At 39.6% G+C, this 22,306-nt stretch carries 16 protein-coding genes; 4 read left to right on the forward strand and 12 right to left on the reverse strand.

The annotated features are described in order from the left end of the window. Window positions 1-249 precede the first annotated feature (249 nt). A complete protein-coding gene (clpB, locus tag B4N75_RS08230; RefSeq protein WP_296022696.1) occupies window positions 250-2,838 on the forward strand; it encodes an ATP-dependent chaperone ClpB in 2,589 nt (862 codons plus the stop codon). 122 nt (window positions 2,839-2,960) lie between these two features. Here the strand turns inward: clpB and B4N75_RS08235 are convergent, their stop codons facing one another. The 5 genes from B4N75_RS08235 to rlmJ all read right to left on the reverse strand — a co-directional run bounded on the left by B4N75_RS08235 (window position 2,961) and on the right by rlmJ (window position 10,187). Continuing rightward, a complete protein-coding gene (locus B4N75_RS08235; protein WP_296669008.1) occupies window positions 2,961-4,205 on the reverse strand; it encodes an HD domain-containing phosphohydrolase in 1,245 nt (414 codons plus the stop codon). Window positions 4,206-4,401: 196 nt separating this feature from the next. Continuing rightward, a complete protein-coding gene (locus B4N75_RS08240; protein ID WP_296669007.1) occupies window positions 4,402-6,042 on the reverse strand; it encodes a galactose/methyl galactoside ABC transporter permease MglC in 1,641 nt (546 codons plus the stop codon). Between the two features lie 154 nt (window positions 6,043-6,196). Then, window positions 6,197-7,690: a sugar ABC transporter ATP-binding protein gene (locus B4N75_RS08245; protein WP_296669005.1), complete on the reverse strand. Its 1,494-nt coding sequence runs from the start codon at window positions 7,688-7,690 to the stop codon at window positions 6,197-6,199. A gap of 193 nt (window positions 7,691-7,883) precedes the next feature. Then, a complete protein-coding gene (locus B4N75_RS08250; RefSeq protein ID WP_296022917.1) occupies window positions 7,884-9,053 on the reverse strand; it encodes a substrate-binding domain-containing protein in 1,170 nt (389 codons plus the stop codon). Between the two features lie 270 nt (window positions 9,054-9,323). Beyond that, window positions 9,324-10,187 carry a 23S rRNA (adenine(2030)-N(6))-methyltransferase RlmJ gene (rlmJ, locus tag B4N75_RS08255; protein ID WP_296669004.1) on the reverse strand — a complete coding sequence of 288 codons (864 nt, stop codon included), beginning with the start codon at window positions 10,185-10,187 and terminating at the stop codon, window positions 9,324-9,326. Window positions 10,188-10,476: 289 nt separating this feature from the next. Between rlmJ and tyrS the strand changes: the two genes are divergently transcribed. After that, window positions 10,477-11,721 carry a tyrosine--tRNA ligase gene (tyrS, locus tag B4N75_RS08260; RefSeq protein ID WP_296022701.1) on the forward strand — a complete coding sequence of 415 codons (1,245 nt, stop codon included), beginning with the start codon at window positions 10,477-10,479 and terminating at the stop codon, window positions 11,719-11,721. Window positions 11,722-12,062: 341 nt separating this feature from the next. Here tyrS and B4N75_RS08265 read toward each other — a convergent pair whose 3' ends face one another. The 5 genes from B4N75_RS08265 to B4N75_RS08285 all read right to left on the reverse strand — a co-directional run bounded on the left by B4N75_RS08265 (window position 12,063) and on the right by B4N75_RS08285 (window position 17,618). Beyond that, window positions 12,063-14,627, reverse strand: a complete 2,565-nt coding sequence (locus B4N75_RS08265; RefSeq protein ID WP_296669002.1) for a penicillin-binding protein 1A — start codon at window positions 14,625-14,627, stop codon at window positions 12,063-12,065. Window positions 14,628-14,866: 239 nt separating this feature from the next. After that, entirely contained in the window at window positions 14,867-15,862 is a 996-nt protein-coding gene (locus tag B4N75_RS08270) for a hypothetical protein (protein WP_296022703.1), read from the reverse strand. A 141-nt stretch (window positions 15,863-16,003) separates the two neighbouring features. Continuing rightward, the gene (locus B4N75_RS08275; RefSeq protein ID WP_296707121.1) at window positions 16,004-16,915 is read right to left on the reverse strand and encodes a M23 family metallopeptidase; all 912 of its coding nucleotides are present in this window, start codon (window positions 16,913-16,915) and stop codon (window positions 16,004-16,006) included. Between the two features lie 43 nt (window positions 16,916-16,958). Further along, window positions 16,959-17,375, reverse strand: a complete 417-nt coding sequence (locus B4N75_RS08280; RefSeq protein WP_296668999.1) for a hypothetical protein — start codon at window positions 17,373-17,375, stop codon at window positions 16,959-16,961. A gap of 69 nt (window positions 17,376-17,444) precedes the next feature. Next, a complete protein-coding gene (locus B4N75_RS08285; RefSeq protein ID WP_078929727.1) occupies window positions 17,445-17,618 on the reverse strand; it encodes a 4Fe-4S binding protein in 174 nt (57 codons plus the stop codon). 325 nt (window positions 17,619-17,943) lie between these two features. Here B4N75_RS08285 and deoC point away from each other — a divergent pair, with 325 nt between their 5' ends. After that, window positions 17,944-18,618 (forward strand): deoxyribose-phosphate aldolase, encoded by a 675-nt coding sequence (gene deoC, locus B4N75_RS08290; RefSeq protein ID WP_296022706.1) that lies wholly within the window; start codon window positions 17,944-17,946, stop codon window positions 18,616-18,618. Window positions 18,619-18,637: 19 nt separating this feature from the next. On the opposite strand, the gene B4N75_RS08295 is transcribed toward deoC, so the two are convergent. Both B4N75_RS08295 and B4N75_RS08300 read right to left on the reverse strand, forming a co-directional pair. Then, window positions 18,638-19,573, reverse strand: a complete 936-nt coding sequence (locus B4N75_RS08295) for an MBL fold metallo-hydrolase (protein ID WP_296707122.1) — start codon at window positions 19,571-19,573, stop codon at window positions 18,638-18,640. A gap of 212 nt (window positions 19,574-19,785) precedes the next feature. Further along, the gene (locus tag B4N75_RS08300) at window positions 19,786-20,856 is read right to left on the reverse strand and encodes a PTS transporter subunit IIC (RefSeq protein ID WP_296707124.1); all 1,071 of its coding nucleotides are present in this window, start codon (window positions 20,854-20,856) and stop codon (window positions 19,786-19,788) included. Between the two features lie 200 nt (window positions 20,857-21,056). Between B4N75_RS08300 and B4N75_RS08305 the strand changes: the two genes are divergently transcribed. Continuing rightward, window positions 21,057-22,283 carry a pyridoxal phosphate-dependent aminotransferase gene (locus tag B4N75_RS08305; RefSeq protein WP_296022709.1) on the forward strand — a complete coding sequence of 409 codons (1,227 nt, stop codon included), beginning with the start codon at window positions 21,057-21,059 and terminating at the stop codon, window positions 22,281-22,283. Window positions 22,284-22,306: the final 23 nt, after the last annotated feature.

Genomic DNA, 22,306 nt, shown 5'->3' on the forward strand with positions numbered 1-22,306 from the left:
GCGCACGACCGGGCTTATAGCCCGGATAGGAGCCCCGGAGTTGCCGGAACGGCAATGAGCGTTAGCGAAGGGCGGATAGCCGGAAATTCTGAGATATGTTTTTTATAAATAGAAAATGATTTTTTTGCAACAGTTGTGCTGCTTTTTTTTGCCTTTTTTTTATTTTTTGAGTATCTTGAAATTATAAGAACAAAAAAATTCTCTTAAAAAGTTTTTAGAGATGTAAATAAAAAATTTTGGAGGCGAAAAATGAATTTTGATCAGTTTACATTAAAAGCACAGGACGCTCTCCAGGAAGCCAGTGCCCTTGCTCAGCAAAATGATCATGCGGAAATCGGGCTTGAACATCTTTTAATTGCGCTTCTTGAGCAAAAAGATGGGCTTGTTAAACCGATTGTCGAAAGAATAGGGGTTAGTGCTGGAGATTTGGACAGTGCGGCGAAAAATCTTTTGAGTTCGTATCCGAAGGTTACTGGAAATGTTCAGATTAGTCTTTCTTCTGCAGCGCAGAAAGTTCTTGCGAAGGCAGAAAAGGAAATGACTTCTCTTAAAGATCAGTATCTTTCGGTTGAGCATATTTTGCTTGCTATGAGCGAAAGTGAAGACCGGACTGGGGAACTTTTGCGTAAATATGGAGTTACTCGGGAAGCGATTCTTGAAAGCTTAAAGGCGGTTCGTGGAAATCAGACTGTTGACAGCCAGGATCCGGAAAGCAAAATGCAGTCGCTTGAGAAATACTGCACGGATTTGACGGCTCGTGCCAGACAGGACAAAATTGATCCTGTTATTGGACGCGATGAGGAAATTCGCCGTGTAATGCAGGTTTTGATACGACGGACTAAGAATAATCCTGTTTTGATTGGTGAACCTGGTGTCGGAAAAACAGCAATTGTCGAAGGTCTTGCGCGTCGTATTGCAAGTGGCGATGTTCCTGAAAGTTTGAAAAACAAGCGTCTTTTGAGCCTCGATATGGGAAGCCTTGTTGCCGGTGCAAAATTTCGAGGTGAGTTTGAAGAAAGGCTTAAAGCTGTAATTACTGAAGTTTCAAAGAGCGAAGGACAGATAATAATGTTTATCGATGAACTTCATACTATAGTCGGCGCCGGCGCGAGCGAAGGTAGTATGGATGCTTCTAATCTTCTTAAACCGGCACTTGCCCGTGGAGAGCTTCATGTAATCGGTGCTACTACTTTGAACGAGTATCGCAAATACATTGAAAAAGATAGCGCGCTTGAAAGAAGGTTTCAGCAGGTTTATTGCGCTGAGCCGACTGTTGAAGATACGATTGCAATTTTGCGCGGTTTGAGAGATAAGTATGAAATTCATCATGGTGTTAAAATCAATGATGAAGCTCTTGTTGCTGCTGCAGAACTCTCTAACCGTTATATAACAAACAGATTTTTGCCAGACAAGGCAATTGACCTTGTTGACGAGGCTGCAAGCCGTTTAAAAATGGAAATCGAAAGCGAACCGACGGCTCTTGATCAGCTTGAGCGAAAAATTTTGCAGTTGCAGATTGAAAAACAGTCGCTCTCCAAGGAAGATGACAAGGCGAGCCTTGAACGTCTTGAAAAACTTGAAAAGGAACTTGCGGATGTTACGAACAAACGCGATTCTATGAAACTGGAATGGCAGAACGAAAAAGCCCAGATTGATAAATCGCGCAACCTTAAGGAAAAACTTGAGAATGCCCGGTTTGAAGAGGAAAAGTTTACACGAGAAGGAAATCTTGCAAAGGCTGCTGAATACAAATATTCGATAATTCCTGAGCTGCAAAAACAACTGGCAGAAAGTCAGGCTGCGGACGAAAAAAGAGTGAATTCCGCTGATGAATCTCTTTTGCGGCAGGAAGTTACGGAAGAAGATATTGCCTCAGTTGTAAGTGTTTGGACAGGAATTCCTGTAAGCAAGATGATGACGAGTGAAAAGCAAAAATATGTTCAGCTCGAAAATGTTTTGCATAAACGCGTTATTGGTCAGAACGAAGCTGTAAAAGTTGTAAGCGACGCAATCAGACGAAACAAGGCTGGGCTTAACGATCCAAACAGACCGCTTGGCAGTTTTATGTTTATTGGTCCGACAGGTGTAGGTAAGACTGAACTTGCAAAAACTTTGGCTGATTTTTTGTTCAACGATGAAAAAGCCCTTACCCGAATTGATATGTCCGAGTATATGGAAAAATTCAGTGTGAGCCGTCTTATCGGCGCACCTCCAGGATATGTAGGTTACGATGAAGGCGGACAGTTGACAGAAGCAGTTCGTCGTCGGCCGTACAGCGTAATTTTGTTTGATGAAGTCGAAAAAGCTCATCCAGATGTTTTTAACGTTCTTCTTCAGGTTCTTGATGATGGGCGGCTTACAGATGGACAGGGACGAGTAGTAGATTTTAAAAATACGATAATCATTATGACTTCAAACCTCGGAAGCAATTTGATTCTTGAGGCTGGAGAAAATAATGAAACTGACAGTTCAAAACTTAAAGGCGAAATTGATTCACTGTTAAAATCAACATTTAGACCAGAATTTTTGAACCGTATTGATGAAATCGTAATGTTCAACCGTCTTGACAGAAGTTGCATTGGCGGAATCGTAAAAATTCAGCTTGAAAGGGTTACAAAGCGTCTTGAAGACAGAAGAATTTCGATTAAGTTTGATGATTCTGCTGTGAACTTTATTGCAGAAAAAGGTTATGATCCAGCCTTTGGTGCCCGCCCAATAAAAAGAGCCGTGCAGACCTGGGTTGAAAACCCTCTTTCAAAAGAGCTTCTGGAAGGAAAGTTTGGCGAAGGCAGCGTGATAAATGTTTCTTCTGATGGAAAAGAGCTTATTTTTAAGTAATTTTGAAGGTTAAAAACTTAAAAACCTAAAGGAGCAGTTTTTTCAGGAGAAAATTTAAAAACAAAAAACGGTCTGATGAAAAATGTCAGGCCGCTTTTTGTTTTATTGAATTTTAATGCAGTTTAGATTTTTATTTTTCCAGTTGAAATGAGGTTCAGCATGGCCTGCGCAATTTTTGGGTCAAATTGAGTTTCTTCACCTTTTTTTAATTCTGAAACTATTATGTTTTTTGGAAGGTGAGGCCTATAGGCTCTGTCAGTTGCCATTGCGTCGAAAGAGTCGGCGACGCAAACTATTCGTGCTTCAAGTGGAATTTCTTCTCCTTTTAAGCCTTCCATGTAGCCTTTCCCATCGAATCGTTCGTGATGATAAAGTGCAACCTTAGTTACGTTTTCTATTTCTTTAAAGCCTTTCAAGCTTTCTGCTCCATAGATAGTATGTTTTTTCATTTCTTCCCATTCTTCATCATTCAGTTTTGAGTTTTTGCATAATATTGACTGCGAAATAAAAACTTTTCCGACATCATGCAAAATTCCGCAGTTATAAATATTTTTCTGAAAAGCTTTGCTGTAACCGAGTTCTTTTGCAAGTAATTTTGAATATTTTGCAACGTTTAGAGAGTGTTGTTGTGTGTATTTGTCCCGTGTATCAATAAATCGGGCGCATAATTTTAGAATTTCTGAGATTTCTTTTTCTGCCTGTTGTTGCTGTTTTTTTACGACTTTGTAGTTTATGACTGTCAATATAAGAAAAATGAGACCGAGAATTGTTGATATTGTAAAAGATATGAATTTTTTGTTGCAGAAAAGCGGTTCAATGAGTTTTGTTTCCAGCGAAAAACTGCTTTCTGTTAAAAGTTCATCTGTATACAAAACAAATCCTAATTTACAAAATGTTTTAGGAGAAACTTCGTCGTTGAGCGCAATTTTTGAAGGTTTTATTTTTATAGTTCCGTTTTTTATCGTATAAAAACCGTTCCAGCAGCTATCGATTTTTGCATTTTTTGGAACTGTAAGCGAAAGAACCCAGTTTTGCATTTTTTTTGCTGTGTTATTGTAAATATAGATGTCATATTGAGAGCCCCATGTTGAGTCTGATTGTTGCCAGCAGTTTAGAAGTCCATCGCTTCTCAATGGAATGTTCATGTTGATTGTACATTCCGGCTGTTTTACAGGATTTTCTGTGCGAAAAATGCGGTTTTCTTTTTCGATTTGAACTTCCTGCGTAAAAAAATGGGAAATTTTATTTTCAAATACGATGATTACTGATGAGCCTAAAAGACCGCAAATGCTTATAAACGTAAAAATAATCGAAATAAAAATTGCTTTTTTGTGCAGAATAAAGGTTAAAATTTTGTTTTCTTCCATAAATAATTGCGCCAAATAAAATATGTATATCCAAAATTTATTATAACACAAAATTTTAATTTAACATAAAATTTCAATTTGAATTTTTATGATTTTGAATAAAAAAATTACACAGAGCAATAAAAAAAAGCGGTTTAAAAATCAAACCGCTTTTTAGTTTCATTTATAAAAGTTTACAAAATTTTCTTAGATTTAATTACTTGCGCTTCAAGTATTTAATTGAATCAAGCGCAACTGCCGCAATGATTATTAATCCCTTAAATACAAACTGAAGGTTTGTGTCGATATGAAGGAACGTAAGGCAGTAGGTAAGGCTTGTAAAGATTACAACACCGATTGCGGCCCCTCCAATTTTTCCTATGCCGCCGTTAAACGAAATTCCACCGACTACGCAGGCTGCAATCGCGTCCATTTCGTAGCCCTGGCCAGTTCCCGCGCTTGCGTTTGCACGGAATGCTTCCAAAAATGCTCCGCAACCGTAGAAAATCCCTGCCATAATGAATACGCCCATTGTAACCCAGAAAACCGAAATTCCAGAAACACTTGCCGCTTCCGAGTTTCCTCCTACTGCGTACATGTTTTTTCCAAAAGTTGTTTTGTTCCAGATAAACCATGCAGCTATAATTGCAATTATTGCAGGAATAATCAGTTTAGGGAAAGTAACAAGCTCACCGTTTATAATTCCCAAAACCCAACGGCCGCCGATTAAATCTTTTACAGAAGAGTCGATTGAACCGACCGGAGTTCCAGTTGTTCCGAAGAACAAAAGTCCGTAAATTATAAGTTGAGAGGCTAGTGTAGAGATAAACGGATGAATTTTTAGTTTTGCCGTAAATACACCTGCAAATGCGCAGAATGCCGTACAAAGCAGAATAGAAAGCAATAAAGCAAAAATAAGGCGGACCCCCATCGGAAGCGCTGTAAAGTTCCATGGCCCCATGTTAAAGAATTTTACGATGTTCGTTCCTGGATGCAGAATAAGTCCAGTTACAACAGAACCCATAGCAACCATTCGTCCGACGCTCAAGTCTGTACCAGCAAGCAAAATCAAACCGGCAACTCCGAGAGCATAGAACATTCTTGTCGAAGACTGCTCAAGAATCGTAAAGATATTTGGCAAAGTCAAAAGGTTTCCTGCTCCGATTGCAGGGGCAATTATAATACAGACAACAAAGAAAATTGCAATTGCAATGTAAAGTCCATTGTCCAAAAAGAATTTTGAAAGTTTAAAACTGTTTTTGTAGTTTATAAAGCCGAGCTGAGCATCTTCAATAAAACTTGATTTTTCGTTGCGCAGTCCACGGTTAATTGTAACGTGATCCGTAAAAGCCTGTTTTTTCGCATCGCGGCAACGCTCAATTATCGTCTGGCTTCTATTTTTTTCGTCAAAAAGCGAAGTTTTGAGTTCGTATCGTGCGGTTTCCTTTTCTGACGGCGACTTTGCGTTTTCAATTCGGGCTTTTCCTTCTGCCTTTATTTTTCGAATTTTCTGGTCAAAATTTGCTTTTTCAATTTTTATTTTTTCATTTTCGGTTGCATCTACTGTTTTTATGTAGTCTTTTGCAGCCAAATTTGCGTAGGCGACAGCTTCTTTTGTAAGAATTTTGTCCTGCGCTTCGTTTTTCTTTGCGACAGCTTTAGCCTCTTCAAGCTGTTTTTTGTAGTCAGACAAAATTTGAGGCTTATTGTCGTATTCAATCATCGGATTTTTTTTGACTTTTGCAATAGCCTGCTTTATCTCTGCAATTTTATTTACACCGTCTGAGCGCAAGCCGTGGAGTTTTTCCTGATACTCTTTAATTTTTGGATTTTCTTGAAGTGTAACAAATTCTGCCATAATTTTCTCCCTAAAAAATCTTTTAGTCGGGCGTTCCCCTCGCTTTAGTTCGGGTCGCTATGTTCGGAGTTCCGCTTTCGCTCCATTGCTTCGTTTCGCTATGCTCCACTTCGCAATAAGCCTATGGCTTACTCCTGCCAGCGCTAACGCTTTTTTATAGATATTTATCCGAAAGCCTTAAAAGCGCTTCCTGATCCGTTTCTTTTGTGTTTACGATTCCTGCAAGCCTGTGGTTTGACATTACAGCAATTCTATTTGTAATTCCTAAAATTTCAGGCATTTCGCTGGAAACTACAATAATTGTCTTTCCTTCTTTTGCCATTTTGATTATCAACTGATAAATTTCGTATTTTGCTCCAACGTCAATACCGCGAGTCGGCTCGTCGAGCAGAAGAATGTCTGGTTCCCGTTCAAGCCATTTTCCTATAATTACTTTTTGCTGGTTTCCACCAGAAAGAGAAGTAATGAGTTCATCTGCTGAAACGCATTTTGTGTGCATTTTTTTTATTTCACGGTTTGCGGCATCGCGCATTTTTCTTGAAGACAAAAGCCCGAATTTTTTGTACTGCTCAAGGTTTGTTATGCAGGTGTTAAATTCGATTGTGTCTTTTCCGAACATTCCGTTGAGTTTCCGTTCTTCTGTAACCATTGCAAAATTGTAGGCCATTGCGTCTTTTGGGCTCGAAAAACGGACAGAACGGCCGTTCAAGATAATTTCACCTTTCGAAATTGTTCTTATACCAAAGATTGATTCTAAAAGTTCGCTTCTTCCTGCGCCGACAAGTCCGTAAAGACCAAAAATTTCACCTTTTTTAACCGTAAACGAAATATCTTCGAGTTGCGGTGAATATTTTGTCGAAAGATTCTTAATTTCCAGATAGTCTTCTCCTGGAGTATTGTCAACGTCCGGAAATCGTTTGTCCAGCGAACGGCCGACCATTGCAGAAATCAGCTCGTCCATCTTTGCGTCGAGCGTTGTTTTTTGATAAACCATATTTCCGTCGCGCAAAACTGAAACTTCATCACAAATCTGGAAAATTTCGTCCATTTTGTGCGAAATATAAACAAAAGAAACCCCTTTTGACTTTAAATCGCGAACGATTGCAAATAATTTATTTATTTCTGGTTCTGTAAGCGAAGATGTTGGTTCGTCAAGAACGATAATTTTTGCATTGTAAGATACAGCTTTTGCAATTTCTACCATCTGCCGCTGAGAAACAGACATTGTTCTCATAATTACATTCGGGTTTACGTTCATTTTTAAAGAACTGAAAAGACGGCTTGACTCCCGGAACATCCGTTTTTCATCTATTACTCCGAATTTTTTTGGATACCTTCCTAAAAAGAGATTGTCCATTACAGTTCTATCAAGACACTGGTTTAATTCCTGATGAACCATCGAGACTCCGTTTTCGAGGGCTTCTTTTGGACTTGTAAAATCGATAGGTTTTCCGTCTAAAAAAAATTGACCTTCGTCTTGTTCGTATATGCCAAAAAGGCATTTCATCATTGTAGATTTTCCAGCGCCATTTTCGCCCATAAGGCCTAAAACTGTGCCTTTTTTGAGCGTAATGTTGATTCCGCTAAGAACCTTGTTTTTCCCAAATGATTTTGAAAGATTTTTAATTTCAAGCAGATTATCATTCATTTAGATGTCTCCCTAAAAAGGAATTTGAAAAACTGCTCGTAAAAAAAACGAGACTTTGAAAAGAAACTGTCCATTTTTGTTTTATATGCGGCTCTTGAACTTTGACAAAATATCAAATTGATTTTTAGCAGATTCAACCGCCGCTTTTTTTATATAGAACTTTTTGGACAGTTTCCTGGCAAACTTTTGATAATTAGTATTTAAGTTTATCCGTATAGTCGCGTCCTGAGTTTGTTTTTACCATATTGATTGCATAAGCATCAAAACTGTTGAGGTTTGTAAACTTGTCAAGACAAGAAGCTTCGTTCTGACCGTCACCCTGAACTACTGTAAGGTCAAGGTTTAAAAGTGGAGCATAGTAGTTTAATGCAGGAAGGTAAGAAGAAGACAGAAAGTTGTCTGCCGCATTGTAGATTGTAAGAAGAACTTTTTTCTTTGCGGCATTAGTCTGTTTTATCCCCTTATCTCTGTTTCCTGCTGTGTACTGTTTCCAGTTGTCTGCATTAACACCTGCGTTCAGTGCAAGTACAGCCTTTGTTTCTGGAACATAAGTGATTTCTGCTGAAATTTTATTTCCGTTGCTGTCTGCTTCAAAAATGCCTTTCTTGTAAACATCTTCGCCTTCAAGACCATTGAGAAGGTTTCTGATAACCTGCAATGTTGCTGTAGCCTGTGCGTCTACGTTCTGAGAAACAGTTCCTGTAAGTTTTCCAGCACCGATAGCTTCGATTGCATCTGCGTTTGCATCGTATCCGAAAATTGGAACTCCTGCAGGGTAGTTAGAAGCTTGGAGACAGCCCATTGCCATTCCATCGTTGTTTGAAACAACCATATCAAGCTGTGTGCCGTATTTTGTTGCCCAGCCGCCCATTGCATCTGTAGCGGCATTTGCATTCCAGGTTGAACCGTCAGTTCCAGTCATAGCTTTTCCTTCAAGTTCTACTACTTTGAGTGTTTTTCCGCCAATTTTTACAGAGCCAATTTTTGAATCTGTCGGATCTGTTGTTCCGTTCCAAGTTCCAAGTGCTTTTCGAATTCCTTCAGTTCTTGCTTTTGAGTCATTGTGACCTACATCACCTACGCAAAGAACATATCCGATTGTTCCATCGCCATTGCGGTCAATTTTAGAAGCGTCCTGGTTTGCAAGCCAATCCGTGATAAGTTTTCCCTGAACTGCACCGCCGCCTGCTGCGTCAAAGCCAACGTAATAAGTTTTGCTGTTCCAGTTCATAGTATCTTTTTCAATCTGACCTGTCGTTGGGTCCGATGGCTGTCTGTTAAAGAATACAAGCGGTTTGTCTTTGTTTAATACTACAGAAGAATTTCCGTTCTTCTGGCATCCCATAAATCCTGCGGCAGTCATTACGAGCGCCGAAACTGTTACTAATGCTTTTTTCACAAAAAACCTCCTTTTTGTAACTTGCAGTATAAAATTTTAAAGCCTCTAAAAAATTACAAATGTCGATTTTTTAGACCTGCTTCGTACATACTCAGTCTAAAGCCGAATTTTTGAGCCGTCAAACAATTATTTTTAAATTTCAAAAAAACGACAGATTCAGGAAAATTTATTTGAAAAATTGCAGTTTTTTAACAAGAATTTTTATTTTCTTGAGTTTTTTGTTTTTTTGTAAAACTAGCGAAGAGCTTTTTCGATAAGAGGAATTGATTCTTCCATTTTTTCGTTTAGTCCATAAGGCGGATTTATGACGAGCATTCCGCTTCCGTACATTTTTGCAAGGCCGGTCATTTCTTCTTCTTTTTTGATGATGATTTCGTAAAAGACGGCTTTTTTGTCTTCTGTATTGTTTGTTTTTTCAACGGTGGCGATTACATTTTGCTTTAGATATTCAATTTCGAGCTGGCGGTGGGAAAGAAGAGGATACCAGATTAAGTAAGTTCCAGTTGGCCATTTTTTGTAAGCAGAAACAAACATTTGAGCCGTCTGCTCATAATCATCTGCGTCTTCGTAGCTTGGGTCGATTATTACACATCCTCGCTTAATTTTTGGAGGAATATTTGCATTGAGCATAATTTTTGCGTCTTTCTGGTTTAAAATGATTGAAGGAGAATTTTGTTTTGCGTTTTGAGTTAAAGCTGGACTTTTTATGTTAAGCTTTAGTTCTTCAAAAACCTTTGGATGAAGCTCGTTTAAAATCAACTGGTCTCTTTCGCGAAGAAAAGTCCGCGCAATTTCCGGGCTTCCGGGATAAAGTCCTTTTTTTACGTACAGTTCGAGAATTGAAAGAAAATCTTTTCCGAAAATTTTTTTTAAGTCGGAATATGGCGCCTTTAAAAGTTTTTGAATTCCGCACTGGGCTTCGCAGGTTTTTAAAAGGCGTTCGTCGTCCAAGGCGTATTTTCCTGAGCCAGAATGTGTGTCAATTACGCAGAATGGTTTTTCTTTTTTGAGAAGATGCTGGAGCGTAAAGGCAAAAACTGCGTGTTTTAAAATATCGCCGTAATTTCCGGCATGAAAAGCGTGGATGTAACTTAGCATGACAGAATATTATCTCAAAAAATGCTCTGATTGAATAGAGATAATTTTTTTATTAAAATAAAGAAATGAAAAAAAGAGAGTTAAATCCTCTTAGCTTGCAGGATTTTTTCAGGAAAATTTATGATTTTAAAGATTGAATTTATTTTTTTCGATTGATTTAACGCGGCAGGGGCTGGAGTGGCGGCGAAGCCGTTCCAAAATTTATTTTGGAATAAAACCACGCAAGACCCGGTTTTTGCAAATGCAAAAAGCCGCCCGGTAAAATTTTCTGAAATTTGGGAGATATGAAATGAATAAAGCGCTTGAAACCTTAAAAGAACGTGGTTTTTTTGCTCAGTGTACGGACGAGAAGGGACTTTCTGATTTGATGGATAAAGGACCGGTTACTTTTTATGTTGGCTGTGATCCGACCGGGCCTTCTTTGCATATTGGACATATGGTTCCTTTTTTTGCCTTAAGACATTTGCGCGCTGCTGGGCACAACGGAATTGCCCTTATTGGCGGCGGAACAGCAAGAATCGGTGATCCATCCGGCAAAACAGAAATGCGTAAGATGATTTCTTATGAGCAGATTGATTCGAATGTTGAGCATATTAAGGCTCAGCTTGACAGATTTATTGGTTTTGATGGAAAAACAGCTCTCAGCGAAAATAACAAAAACTGGCTTGCTGATTTGAACTACATTGATTTTTTGCGCGATATTGGCTCTTGTTTTTCTGTAAATAAAATGCTTACTTTTGAAGCTTACAAGCAGCGTCTTGAGCGCGGACTTTCTTTTATTGAATTTAACTATCAGCTTTTGCAGGCATACGACTTTTACTGCTTGCATCAGAGACACAATGTTGTTTTGCAGATTGGCGGCGATGATCAGTGGGGAAATATTACTGCCGGCGTTGATTTGATTCGCCGTAAACTTGGTGGAACTACAGAGCTCAATGCCCAGCATCAGGCTTATGGCCTTACATTCCCGTTGATTACCCGTTCTGACGGTAAAAAAATGGGCAAGACAGAAAAAGGCGCAATTTTTCTCGATCCTTCTCTTACTCCTGTTTTTGACTTTTTCCAGTACTGGCGCAATGTTGCTGATCCGGATGTTGAAAAATTCTTTAAATTGTTTACATTCCTTTCTCTTGATGAAATTTCCAGTATCTGTTCAGGCAACATCAACGAGGCTAAGGAGCGGCTTGCTTATGAGGTTACTTCTCTTATTCACGGAAAGGAGGAGGCGGACAAGGCTCTTGCAGGCGCAAAGGCTGCTTTTAGCGGAGAAGGAGACAAGTCTCATATGCCGACAGTTGAACTTTTGAAGGCGGATTTGGGAAATGGCCTTGGACTTCTAAATCTTTTTACTACGACAAAACTTACCGCATCGAACGGAGACGCGCGTCGTCTTGTTCAGCAGAATGGCGCTGCCATTAACGGAAAAGTAATTTCTGATGTAAAATACACTGTAACTTTAAAAGATTTGGATTCTGACGGAGAACTTGTGCTTCGTGCAGGAAAGAAAAAGTTCTGTCGGATTGTATTTAATTAAATATCCTGAATGTCGAATTTTGAAAAAAATAATCATTTATGTGTCATTCTGTGTAGCGGCACTGCAATGTTTATGCAGTAAACTCGGTCAGAAATCTATTGAAAGATTTTAATAGATTATCTGGTCAAGCCTGATAATGACAAGTTGGAGGAGAAAAGCCTGATGGTGACAAGGAGTGAAGCCCGATAATGACATTGAACTATAAAATTCGAAGTTAGGGCTAATATAGAACTTTTTGAAGTATTTTGTATAAAAAATCCGGTTTTAGAACATTTTTGTCTAAGACCGGATTTTTTTTGTTTTAATGTAGTTTTCATGTACTAAAAATTTTTGAAAGTTTTTTAGTCCATGAGATAGTTGTAATTTGGCGCTGCTCCATTTTCGTCAAGTTCCTGAGCGTCTGTCGGACTGAGTTTTGTGTCAAATACGCCGAAATCTCCGTCTTGAAGTGGTTTGTTGAGGTTGAATGAAAGAGTAGAATTGTCGCGAATTATGAGCTCGCTTGCAAAACCTGCCTTGTAAAGCTCTTTTTCCAAACGGTAAATTCCGATTGCACGGCTTGAATTTGCCGTTGAGTGAACTGAGCAGACTTGAGTTGGCTGTGTCCCTTCAAGATACCATGCTGTAACTTTGTGATCGCCACATTCTGGAGTGAGAATTCCGCCGCTTACAGAGCAGACTGTTGCTTCTATTACGCCGGTTGCCGGTTTTGAAAAGTCTTTCATAGGAAGACCGTTGTGAATTTTTTTCATATAATCAGCCCAAGCGTAGCCAGAAAGAGTTGAACCTGTGAGTTGAAGTCCCAGCGACTGACCAGGTTTGTCGAATCCAAACCAAAATACAGAAGTGTAATATGGCGTAAAGCCGACAGCCCATGCATCTGCCCAGTTTTGCGTTGTACCCGTTTTTCCTGCGGCAGGAATTTTGTATAAGTGTCCGTTTGAATCTTTGTAACGGAGTTTGTCTCCGTTTGAAGAAGGACCCGCAAGAGTTCCAGAACGTACTGTATTCTGTAGTAATTCCGTCATGACAAAAGCTGTCTGTGGTGAAATTACTTGTGCTGCCGCCCCTTTTGCCTGCAATGCAGTGCGAAGTTCTTTTTCGGGATTTAGAATAACGTTTCCATTTTTGTCTTCCACCGAACGTATTGCAATTGGAGTCACTTCTTTTCCGCCGCTTGCAAATACAGAATACGCTCTGGCAAGTTCAACAGGTCTTACAGAACATACTCCAAGCCCAATCGGATAGCCTGGGACAAAACCGCGGTATGGAACTTCTTCTTTAGGAATTCCCAAAAGTGCGATTGAACGGTTGATTCCGGCTTCAAAGCCGATTCCGTCAAGAACTTTGAGCGAAGGAACGTTCATAGAGTGGGCGAGCGCATACCAAAGTTCAACATCGCCCTTCCATTCGCCACGGAAGTTTTGAGGAATATATGGTTTTCCGTCAGCCGTGTGGAATACGACCGGCGTATCTGAAATTATCGAGGTAGGAGTAAATTTTCTGCTGTCGATTGCGGCGGAATAATAAAGCGGTTTAAAGGCAGACCCCGGCTGGAGTTTTGCCTGCACGGCACGGATAAACTGGTTTTCGCTGTCGAATTTGCTTCCTCCGACAAGTGACGTAATATAGCCTGTGTCGTTTTCGAGGGCAATCATCGTACCTTCGATTGTAGTTTTGCTTACTTTAACTTTTGCCTGCTGATTGGCCTTGTTTACGATTCCGAGTTTTAGAGAGTCGACTCCAAACATGAGAGACATAACGTCCATGACAGGATTTATCTGGCTTGTATAAGTTGCCTTTGAAATGGCTTCATTGCGTTGTTCGCTTACTTTTAGGCTATTTAGATTAAAAGTAAGGGCGAGCAGTTCTGTCATTGGTGTATAAACAGAAAAAGCCTGGTTTGTCCGTTCTCCAGTTGAGCGTTGGTAAGTGCGGTTTGCATAGCGGATATATCTGTCCATTACATCTTGCGCAACTGCCTGATTTTTTAGGTTGAGAGTCGTGTTTACTGTAAATCCAGAAGAATAAATGTCTTCAGTTCCGTAAATTAGGTTTCCAAGCTCGCGCCTTACATATTCAGAAAACCACGGAGCGTTGTCATCGTGGTTGAATACAGCCGCCGTAGCAGTTCTTGTGTAGTCAAAATTTGCCCAGTAGTCGTCAAAACTTTCATCCGCCTGCTCTTTTGAAATATATCCTGCGCTGACCATTGTGCTCAAAACATCTTTCTGACGATCCATTGCGCGGTTTGGATATTCAAATGGATTGTAAAATGCTGGGTTGGAAAGTTGAATTACGAGAATTGCTGCTTCTGCCGGAGTAATTTCCGTTGCATCATGACCGAAATAGTATTTTGACGCAGCGCTTACGCCGTACGTTCCGCCGCCAAAATAAATTTTATTCAGATAGAGCTCTAGGATTTCGTCTTTAGTGTAGCGCCTTTCCATTTGAATTGCCCACCACAATTCCTTTAATTTTCGGCGTATAGACATATCTGTTCTGTCGCAAAAAAGAGTTCCTGCAATCTGCTGGGTTAAGGTAGAACCGCCTCCAAGCGACATGCCTGTGAGTTTTCCGAAAACTGCGCGAAAGAGAGCTTTTACAGAATATCCATGGTGGCTGTAAAAAAGCCTGTCTTCGCGCGTTATAAGGGCATCGAGCATGCACTGCGGCAAATCTCTTATGCTGATTATTTCTCGTTTTTCCTCTGAAGCGAGTTCAGTTATAAGTTCACCATTTATGTCTAAAAGTTTTGTCGGAAGCGAAGTTGAGAATTCTGTGAACTGCTCATTATCTTTTATAAATTTTGTATTGCTCAGAGCAAGTCCAAGTCCTGCTCCAAAAAAAATGGCGCAGAAAAAAAGACCGCAGACAAACACGTATGTTGACTTTTTAATTTTCATATTCTTATAGAATAAGAAATTACGGCCCTTTAGTCAATGTAATGGATTTGCTTGCTTTGAATTTATAAAAACAAAAAAAAGACCGGCTTTAGATAGCCGGTCCATGCCCATCAGGCAGTCGGGCTCAATGGGTGGGAGGGGATAATTGATGCCCGACAATATATATATCGTCAGTTTATTTAAAAATCTTTAGTTGTTTTTGATTTTTTGTGATGAAAATAAGAAATTTTAAAACATTTTTATTCTTCTTCGGTTACAGAAGCGTCAATATTCAGGTTTACAGAGTACGAGCGGCCGTTTATTGCATCAAAAGTTTTTGTAATTTCGTAGTCGCCGATTGCAAATTTTACAGTGTGTGGTCCCTGTGTAACGGCAAAAGGCTCTTTTGGAGAGGCGAGCTCTTCACCGTCAAAATAAATCGAAGCGTTTTCTGGTGAGAGAATTTTTACTTCAGGCTCAATTCCTCGAAGAGCAACCTTTAACGAAGTGATTTTTGCCTGTTCGACAATAAAAGTGCGGACTTCGTTTCTGAAAGTTTCTCCAGTTACGCGTAGGTGATGTTCGCCTTCTTTTAAAAGCATTTTTTTGGGAATTGACGGAATAAAGGTGTCGTCAATGTAAATGCTGAAGTTTTCGTTTTTTCCCTCCGGTTTTGAAACTTCAAGACTGAAATATCCTTCGCTGCTCAAAACAGGTTTTGCTGTAATCTGAATTTGCGCATTTTCGAGTTCTTCGGGGGCGCCTTTCATTGCAAGCATATAGCGTAGGAAAATTATTCCGTTTTTTGCAGAAATTTTTTCTTCAAGAATTTTTGCATAAGGATTATTTTTGATGCTGAATTTTTCGTTTAGCGGAATATAAATCGTGTTGACGATTTTTCCAGAAATTGTTGATATGCTTGTTCTGCTTCCTGTATAATCGATCGTCTTTTCTGTTGGAAGCGGAGAAAGTCCGTCATAAAAAGTATATGCAACACTGTCCCGCCAAGTTGTCATTATTTGCGGAACTTTCATTGTAAGTTCAAGCCCTGTAACAAATGTTTTGTCTTCTGGAAGCTTTATTGCAAGCGCGTCAAAAATTCCAAGATTGGCAGAAACTTCTCCGTAATTCTGAGGAATTAAGATTACATGTGTTTTTGCAACGCGAAAATTTTCTGCATAGAGCGCAAAAAAATTTGCCGTAATCAGCAACAGAGAAAATAGAATTTTTTTGCGTGGCTTTTTGCAGTTCTTCATAAATCTTTCCAAAATAAAAAATAACATTTATTTTATAACTATAAATATTTTACAGTATACTATTTTTTATGTATATAAATCATAATGCAAAATCAACGAAAAATCTAAAAAAAATCTAAAAGCTGGAGATATTTTAAATTTTTAGTTAAAATTTATGATTTTCCCGGGATCTGTCGGGCTTCCGTCTTTTCTAAGCTCAAAATGAAGATGAGGCCCTGTGCTTGCGCCTGTCGAACCTGATTTTGCTATGAGTTCGCCAGCTTTGACTTTTTGACCTTTTTTTACAAGAATTTCTGAAAGATGGGCATACACGCTTGTTAAATTGTTGTAATGCTGCAAAATAACGAAGTTTCCATAAGTTGGGTTAAATCCGCTCTGGCTGACCTCTCCGCTGCAACAGGCAAAAACGCTGCTTTTTAATGGAGCCGCAAGATCTATTCCCGAATGAAATTTCCATTTTCCTGAAATCGGGCTTACACGGTAACCAAAACTGCTCGTTAAAATATTTGTTGAAAGCGGACTTACAAGTTTTGTATCCAGAAAAAAAAGCGCTGTCGTCGGATCGAACCTTTCATTTTTAAAAAAATAGAAAAGTTTTCCGTCAATCTTAAAAATTTTTGCGCTTTTGATTTTTTCCTCGGTCATATATTTTTTGAAAAGAAGCTGTTCCCAGGCTGAGCCGGGATTTTCAGGAATAAAAATTCCGTTAAATGTGGAAGCAAGTATTATTTTTCCGGAAATTTTTGAATCTGCCGAAGAAAACCTGTTTAAAGTTGCGAGTGTGTCTTTGTAAACCGGGCTGAGCCTTGAAGAAAGCCAGATAAAATCCATGTTTTGTGGTACGAGGATTTTATAAAAACTGAGAATTTGTTTTTGAGAGGAATTTTTTGCAGAAAGTGAATATTTTGAGTTAAAGGCCGCTTCCTCTAAAAATTGCTTGAAAATCAAATCTTTTGAACTGTCCGGAACTTTTATAAACGGAAGTTTTTCAGAATTGATTTCAAATATCTTAGTTGAAGACTGTTCTTTGTTTGAAAAAGCGTAAAAATTCAAAAAAAAGGACAGAGCCGGTAAAAAAAAGAATTTTTTGATTTTTTTAGAGAGAATCATTTTCTAGAAAGTCTTTTGTTTTTTGCGAAGGCTTAAATATGAACGAAACAAAGCCGTAAAGAAAAAAGGCAAGGATAATTTCAAAGATTGTAAAAAGCCTTTTGCCTGCAAAGACTAGAAAAACAAAGCCTAAAACTGTAGATGCGATTATCAGGAATTTTGTAAAAAAAATCAGGGAATTCTTAATTCCTGCAGAGCGGATTTTTAAAATAAGCCAGATTAAAAATAAAAGGCAGGCGATTGCTGTAACGCAGAGAGTGTAAGTCTGCGGAAGTTTAGTTGCAAAATACCATAAGGGATAGACGAGTGCAATTCCGACGAGTGCGCAAATTGTAAGAAGCGCCAGAACCTTTAAAATTGAACTGAGAATCTGGCTGTAGCCTTTTAAAATCTGTCTGAACATACCTACAAATATAAACAGACAAAAAAAAATCTGCAAGAGCAATTCTTGCAGATTTTTTAGAATGTAAAACTATTCTTCTGAAATTGCTGTTGCCGGACAAACGCTTGCGCATGTTCCGCAGCTTACGCATTTAGAAGAATCGATTTCGCGGTGTCCGTCGTTTTCGCTGATTGCTCCGACTGGACAGTCTGGTTCGCATGTTCCGCAGTTTACGCATGCTGAAGGATCAATTTTATAAGCCATAATGTACCTCTTTTTAAGGGAAGTTTCCCAAATGTGATTGAAAAGCCAAAACTGTTTGATTCAATCTGTTTATAATTTAGCATATAAAATTTTCCTAAACAAGAAAAATAAAGGCAGATTTGAACGAATTAGACTGTGCTAACAAAAAAACGCAATGAAATCGAGTTAGCGATTGCAGCGGCAGTCTTGTTGCGCAGTGAAACGGAGCAATGGAGGCGAAAGCCGGAACCGCGGAAAGCGCGGCGGCAACTTTGTTGGCGCAACTCCCATAAAATTTTTAAGAATTATGTTATAATGAATGTTAGTTTTTTTACGGGAGAAAAATATGGAAAGAAAAGAAATTGCGAAATTTATTGATCACACTCAGCTTTCTGCCTGTGCTACGGAAAGCGACATTAAAAAACTTTGCGAAGAGGCTGTAAAATACGGATTTGCGAGCTGCTGCGTTAATCCAGTTTATGTTCCTTTTGCGGCGGAAATTTTGCGTGGAAGCGGAGTTAAGGTCTGCACTGTGATTGGTTTTCCTCTTGGGGCGAATTCGATTGATGACAAGGCGAGCCAGGCCGCTATGTGTGTTAGCGAGGGCGCGGACGAAGTTGACATGGTTGTAAATCTAGGCGCTGTAAAAGACGGGCGATGGGAAGATGTTTTTGAAGAGATTTATGCGGTTCGCTGTGCAGTCGATGACGTTGATTGCGGTGAAAATAAAAAAATTGTAGAAAAAGTGATTCTTGAGACCTGCTATCTTAATGATGAAGAAATTGTAACGGTTTGCGAAAAGGCAAAGGAAGCCGGCGCTGATTTTGTAAAGACTTCTACTGGATTTGGGACTGGAGGCGCGAGCGTTCATGCCGTTGAATTGATGAGAAAAACTGTCGGAAAAGACATGGGCGTAAAGGCGAGCGGCGGAATCCGGACTTTTGAAGACGCCGTGGCAATGCTGGATGCCGGTGCAAACAGGCTTGGTTGTTCTGCCGGTGTTAAAATTGTTGAAGGCTGAGTTTTTTTGTGGCGGAAAATCAGGCGAGAGACCAGTACATCATGTTGTCTTTGATTTCGTACTTGATTTTTCCGCTGTCGCTTAGGGAGCTTAAATATGAGCGCAAGGTGCAGCCTATAAGGACGTATTGGCTGAGTTTGAGCGAAATTCCGTTGCGGGTGCTTACATTTTGGAGAAGCTGTTCTGCCGTTTTTGGAGTTTTTAATTCGTCCAAAATCATATTTTCGGTTTCGAGAAGGGCAATAAGGTTTAGTTCGACCAGCCCTTCAATTTGTTCAACGCCTTGACCGTGCCCTGGAACATAAAAATCGGCCTGGATTTTTGAGAGGGCCAAAAGGCTTTTTTTTGATTCTTCTTCGTTAAAAAGATACTGAATCCAGTATTTTTTTATTGCGTCGCGTCCGCTCAGGCAGTCGCCTGCAAAAAAAATTTTTTTTCCGTCTGTATCGGTGATTAAAAATCCTGTATGGTCGATGTAATGACCTTTGAGCGGAACTGTCTGTACGTGAATTTTATCTTCAATGTAAAAATCTGAGCCGCTTTTAAATGTTTTGTCGGCAATGCAGGGAGAAGCCGTAAAATACTTTGTTTCGAGCTCTTTTACCGGCATTCCGCCCCAGATTAGGCCTGTTTCGAGAACGGGGCATTCCATTATTGCGGCTTCGCCAATGCTTGCAATAATCTGGCATCCGGTTTTTGAGCGCAAATATTCGTTTCCGCCGCAATGGTCTGCATGAGAGTGTGTGTTTATTACGGATTTTATTTTGGGAGAATTGAAGGAACTGTTTACTGCTTCAAGTATCGCCTTTGCATAGCGTTCATCGTTTCCGCTGTCGATTAAATAAATATTTGTGGAGGAATCTGGCTGTTTTAGGGCAATAATTCCGATATTTGTTGGCAATGCAAGAAGATAAATGTTTTTTGAAAGTTCAGATAATTCAGTTTTTTCGTTCATTTATTATTCTCCCGTAAAAAAAATCTATCTAATACAAATGTCGAGTTTTGATAAGAGCAGTAATTTAAGTGTCTATCCTGTGCTGCGACAGGTGAAGCTGTTGGAATTTTTCAATAGATTATCTGGTTCAAGCACGATAATGACATTAAATTATAAAACTCGAAATCAAGGGTATCTAATATGAATCTCAATTTTTACATTATAGAACTGTTTTAGCTATTTTCCAAAAGTAAATCGCCGTCTTTTATCCAATCAAGTTTTCTGAAAAATTTCCCAAAAAGCCATGTTAAAATTCCTGGTAAAACAAAGCATACGAGAATAAGTCCAAGCCAGTCGAATCCTGAAGGAGCAGCTGCTGACGCTCCGTGGGAAAGTGCTGTCTGAGAAGGATTGAACCAGCCAGAAATGACGCCGATTTGACCTACTAAGCCGCAGGTTCCCATTCCAGAACTTACCGCTGCTCCATTCATTTCCATTTTGAAAATGCAGGTTGCAACAGGACCTGTGATGAGTGAAGAAAGGCAGGCCGGAATCCATATTTTTGGATTTTTGATGATATTTGGCATTTGGAGCATGCTTGTTCCAAGCCCCTGGCTCAAAAGTCCTGACCAGCGGTTATCCTTAAAACTCAATACTGCAAAACCGACCATTTGCGCGCAGCAACCGGCGACTGCCGCTCCTCCTGCAAGACCTGTAAGACCGAGAGCTGCGCAGATCGCTGCTGAACTTACTGGCAAAGTGAGCAAAACTCCTACAAGAAGAGAAATTATCATTCCCATCAAGAAAGGACGGAGTGTTGTTGCCCAGACAATTATGTTTCCAAAGGCGCTTGCTGCTTTTCCAATGTATTTTGCTGTAATGACTGTTAGCAATGATCCTGTTAAAAGCGTAACAAGCGGAGTAACAATAATATCAACTTTTGTTTTTTTGCTTACAAGGCAACCTGCTTCTGCTGAAAGAATTGCGATAAAAAGAACTGCAAGAGGTCCTCCAGCTCCACCAGTTACATTTGCCGCGCTTCCTGTTGCCGCAAGTGTAAAAAGAACAAGTGCAGGAACTTGCATTGCAAAACCGATTCCTATTGCCATAGCCGCTCCGACAACATGAGCGTCCGAAGCAAAAGCGCCTGCATCAACTAAAAAAGTAAAAATTGGGTTTGAGCCAAGCCGCAAAAGCTGCTGACCAAGAGTTTTTACAATTGTTCCGATTAAGAGCGAAGCGAAAAGACCTTGCGCCATTCCACCCAAAGCATCAATAAGATACCGTTTGACGTACTTGTTCATAACGTCCTCCTGTAAACACCGCGTTAGCGGGAGAAAATATGGTAGTGTCATTGATATACTTGCTGATGCCGAAAAATAATGGTCATCCCAAACGTAACATCTGAATTTCCTGTCTAATTTAGCAAAAAATCAGTTAAAATTCAATTTATGCCGTGTTTTATCTTTGAGAGATTTAAATAAAATGATATAATAATTCTGTTATGTTTTTTCATGGTGGAACTAATTCAAGAAGACTGAATGATTATCTGGACTTTTCTGCTAACACAAGTCCTTTGGGAGTTCACAAGGCTGCTTCGAGGGCATTGCTTGCGCTTTCCTTAAATCCAGATATTATTGCGGCTTATCCGGATCCTAATTGTACGGAACTGAAAGAATCTCTTGCTAAATACTGGAATTTTGACGGGCCAATTCTGTGCGGCTCTGGCGCTGCTGATATTACTCAGCTTATTTCTATGGTTTTTGGAAAAAATGTTCAGGGAACGGCTTTTAACCTGATTGTTGAGCCTGCCTTTTCTGAATACGAAAATGCGCTTTTGATGGCATGCAGCGAAGAAAAAATTCTTCACCTTACCCTCGAAAAGAAAAACGACTTTGTTTTTACGGAAGATGATTTTCAGCATCTTGAAAAAATTCTTTCGGGCGGAGTTCCGCTTATGTTTATGGCAAGTCCTTCAAACCCGGCAGGCAACGTGATGCCTTTGGATATGATTGTAAGAATTGCCAGGCTCTGCGAAAAATCGGACACTGTTCTTGTTTTGGATTCCTGTTTCTGTCAGTTTAGCGAAACTGCCGAAAAAAATGTCCGCGCGCTTATAGACCGCGCTGATGAATTCCCGCATCTTATAATTCTCAATGCATTTACAAAATTTTATGGAATGGCAGGACTTCGTTTGGGATACGCGCTTTGCTTTAGTTCCAGCGTTTATAATCCTCTTGTTAATGCAATGCGTCCGTGGACAATCAGTACGGACGCCCAGGTAACAGGTTCTGCGGTAATGCAGGCAGAAATTGAAAGCAATAGTTGGCACCGTCAGATGCTCAAGCTTGTAACCGAAGAACGAAAATATTTGTCGGATTATTTTGAATCAATCGGAGCAAAAGTTTTGCGTGGTGAAGGAAATTATATTCTCGTTCAACTTAATGAAACTTTACAGAAAACGGCGTTGGATTATGCTTCCGGCTCAGAGCATGCAAAGGATAAAAAAGGTCATAACGGTCCGAAAAAGCAGTCTTTGGTCAACGAAGAGGATTCTTCGCCAAATCCGTTTAAGGCGCCTTTGTGCCAGGCTCTGGCAATGTCAAAAATCGTAATCCGTGGTTGTTCGGATTTTTATGGAATGGATTTAAGCTGGTACAGAGTTTCGATAAAAGCCCACGAAGAAAATGTTCAGCTTGTAAAAGCTTTGAATAAGATTTTTAAAAAATAAGACTTTAGAATTTTGAGCAGAAT

This window comes from Treponema sp. UBA7570 (assembly GCA_002477955.1).
Taxonomy (GTDB): Bacteria; Spirochaetota; Spirochaetia; order Treponematales; family Treponemataceae; genus Treponema_D.

Excerpts from the sequence above, each read along its gene's own strand:
- clpB (WP_296022696.1), top strand. The coding sequence starts at position 250 with ATGAATTTTGATCAGTTTACATTAAAAGCACAGGACGCTCTCCAGGAA.
- B4N75_RS08235 (WP_296669008.1), bottom strand. The coding sequence starts at position 4,205 with ATGGAAGAAAACAAAATTTTAACCTTTATTCTGCACAAAAAAGCAATT.
- B4N75_RS08240 (WP_296669007.1), bottom strand. The coding sequence starts at position 6,042 with ATGGCAGAATTTGTTACACTTCAAGAAAATCCAAAAATTAAAGAGTAT.
- B4N75_RS08245 (WP_296669005.1), bottom strand. The coding sequence starts at position 7,690 with ATGAATGATAATCTGCTTGAAATTAAAAATCTTTCAAAATCATTTGGG.
- B4N75_RS08250 (WP_296022917.1), bottom strand. The coding sequence starts at position 9,053 with ATGACTGCCGCAGGATTTATGGGATGCCAGAAGAACGGAAATTCTTCT.
- rlmJ (WP_296669004.1), bottom strand. The coding sequence starts at position 10,187 with ATGCTAAGTTACATCCACGCTTTTCATGCCGGAAATTACGGCGATATT.
- tyrS (WP_296022701.1), top strand. The coding sequence starts at position 10,477 with ATGAATAAAGCGCTTGAAACCTTAAAAGAACGTGGTTTTTTTGCTCAG.
- B4N75_RS08265 (WP_296669002.1), bottom strand. The coding sequence starts at position 14,627 with ATGAAAATTAAAAAGTCAACATACGTGTTTGTCTGCGGTCTTTTTTTC.
- B4N75_RS08270 (WP_296022703.1), bottom strand. The coding sequence starts at position 15,862 with ATGAAGAACTGCAAAAAGCCACGCAAAAAAATTCTATTTTCTCTGTTG.
- B4N75_RS08280 (WP_296668999.1), bottom strand. The coding sequence starts at position 17,375 with ATGTTCAGACAGATTTTAAAAGGCTACAGCCAGATTCTCAGTTCAATT.
- B4N75_RS08285 (WP_078929727.1), bottom strand. The coding sequence starts at position 17,618 with ATGGCTTATAAAATTGATCCTTCAGCATGCGTAAACTGCGGAACATGC.
- deoC (WP_296022706.1), top strand. The coding sequence starts at position 17,944 with ATGGAAAGAAAAGAAATTGCGAAATTTATTGATCACACTCAGCTTTCT.
- B4N75_RS08295 (WP_296707122.1), bottom strand. The coding sequence starts at position 19,573 with ATGAACGAAAAAACTGAATTATCTGAACTTTCAAAAAACATTTATCTT.
- B4N75_RS08300 (WP_296707124.1), bottom strand. The coding sequence starts at position 20,856 with ATGAACAAGTACGTCAAACGGTATCTTATTGATGCTTTGGGTGGAATG.
- B4N75_RS08305 (WP_296022709.1), top strand. The coding sequence starts at position 21,057 with ATGTTTTTTCATGGTGGAACTAATTCAAGAAGACTGAATGATTATCTG.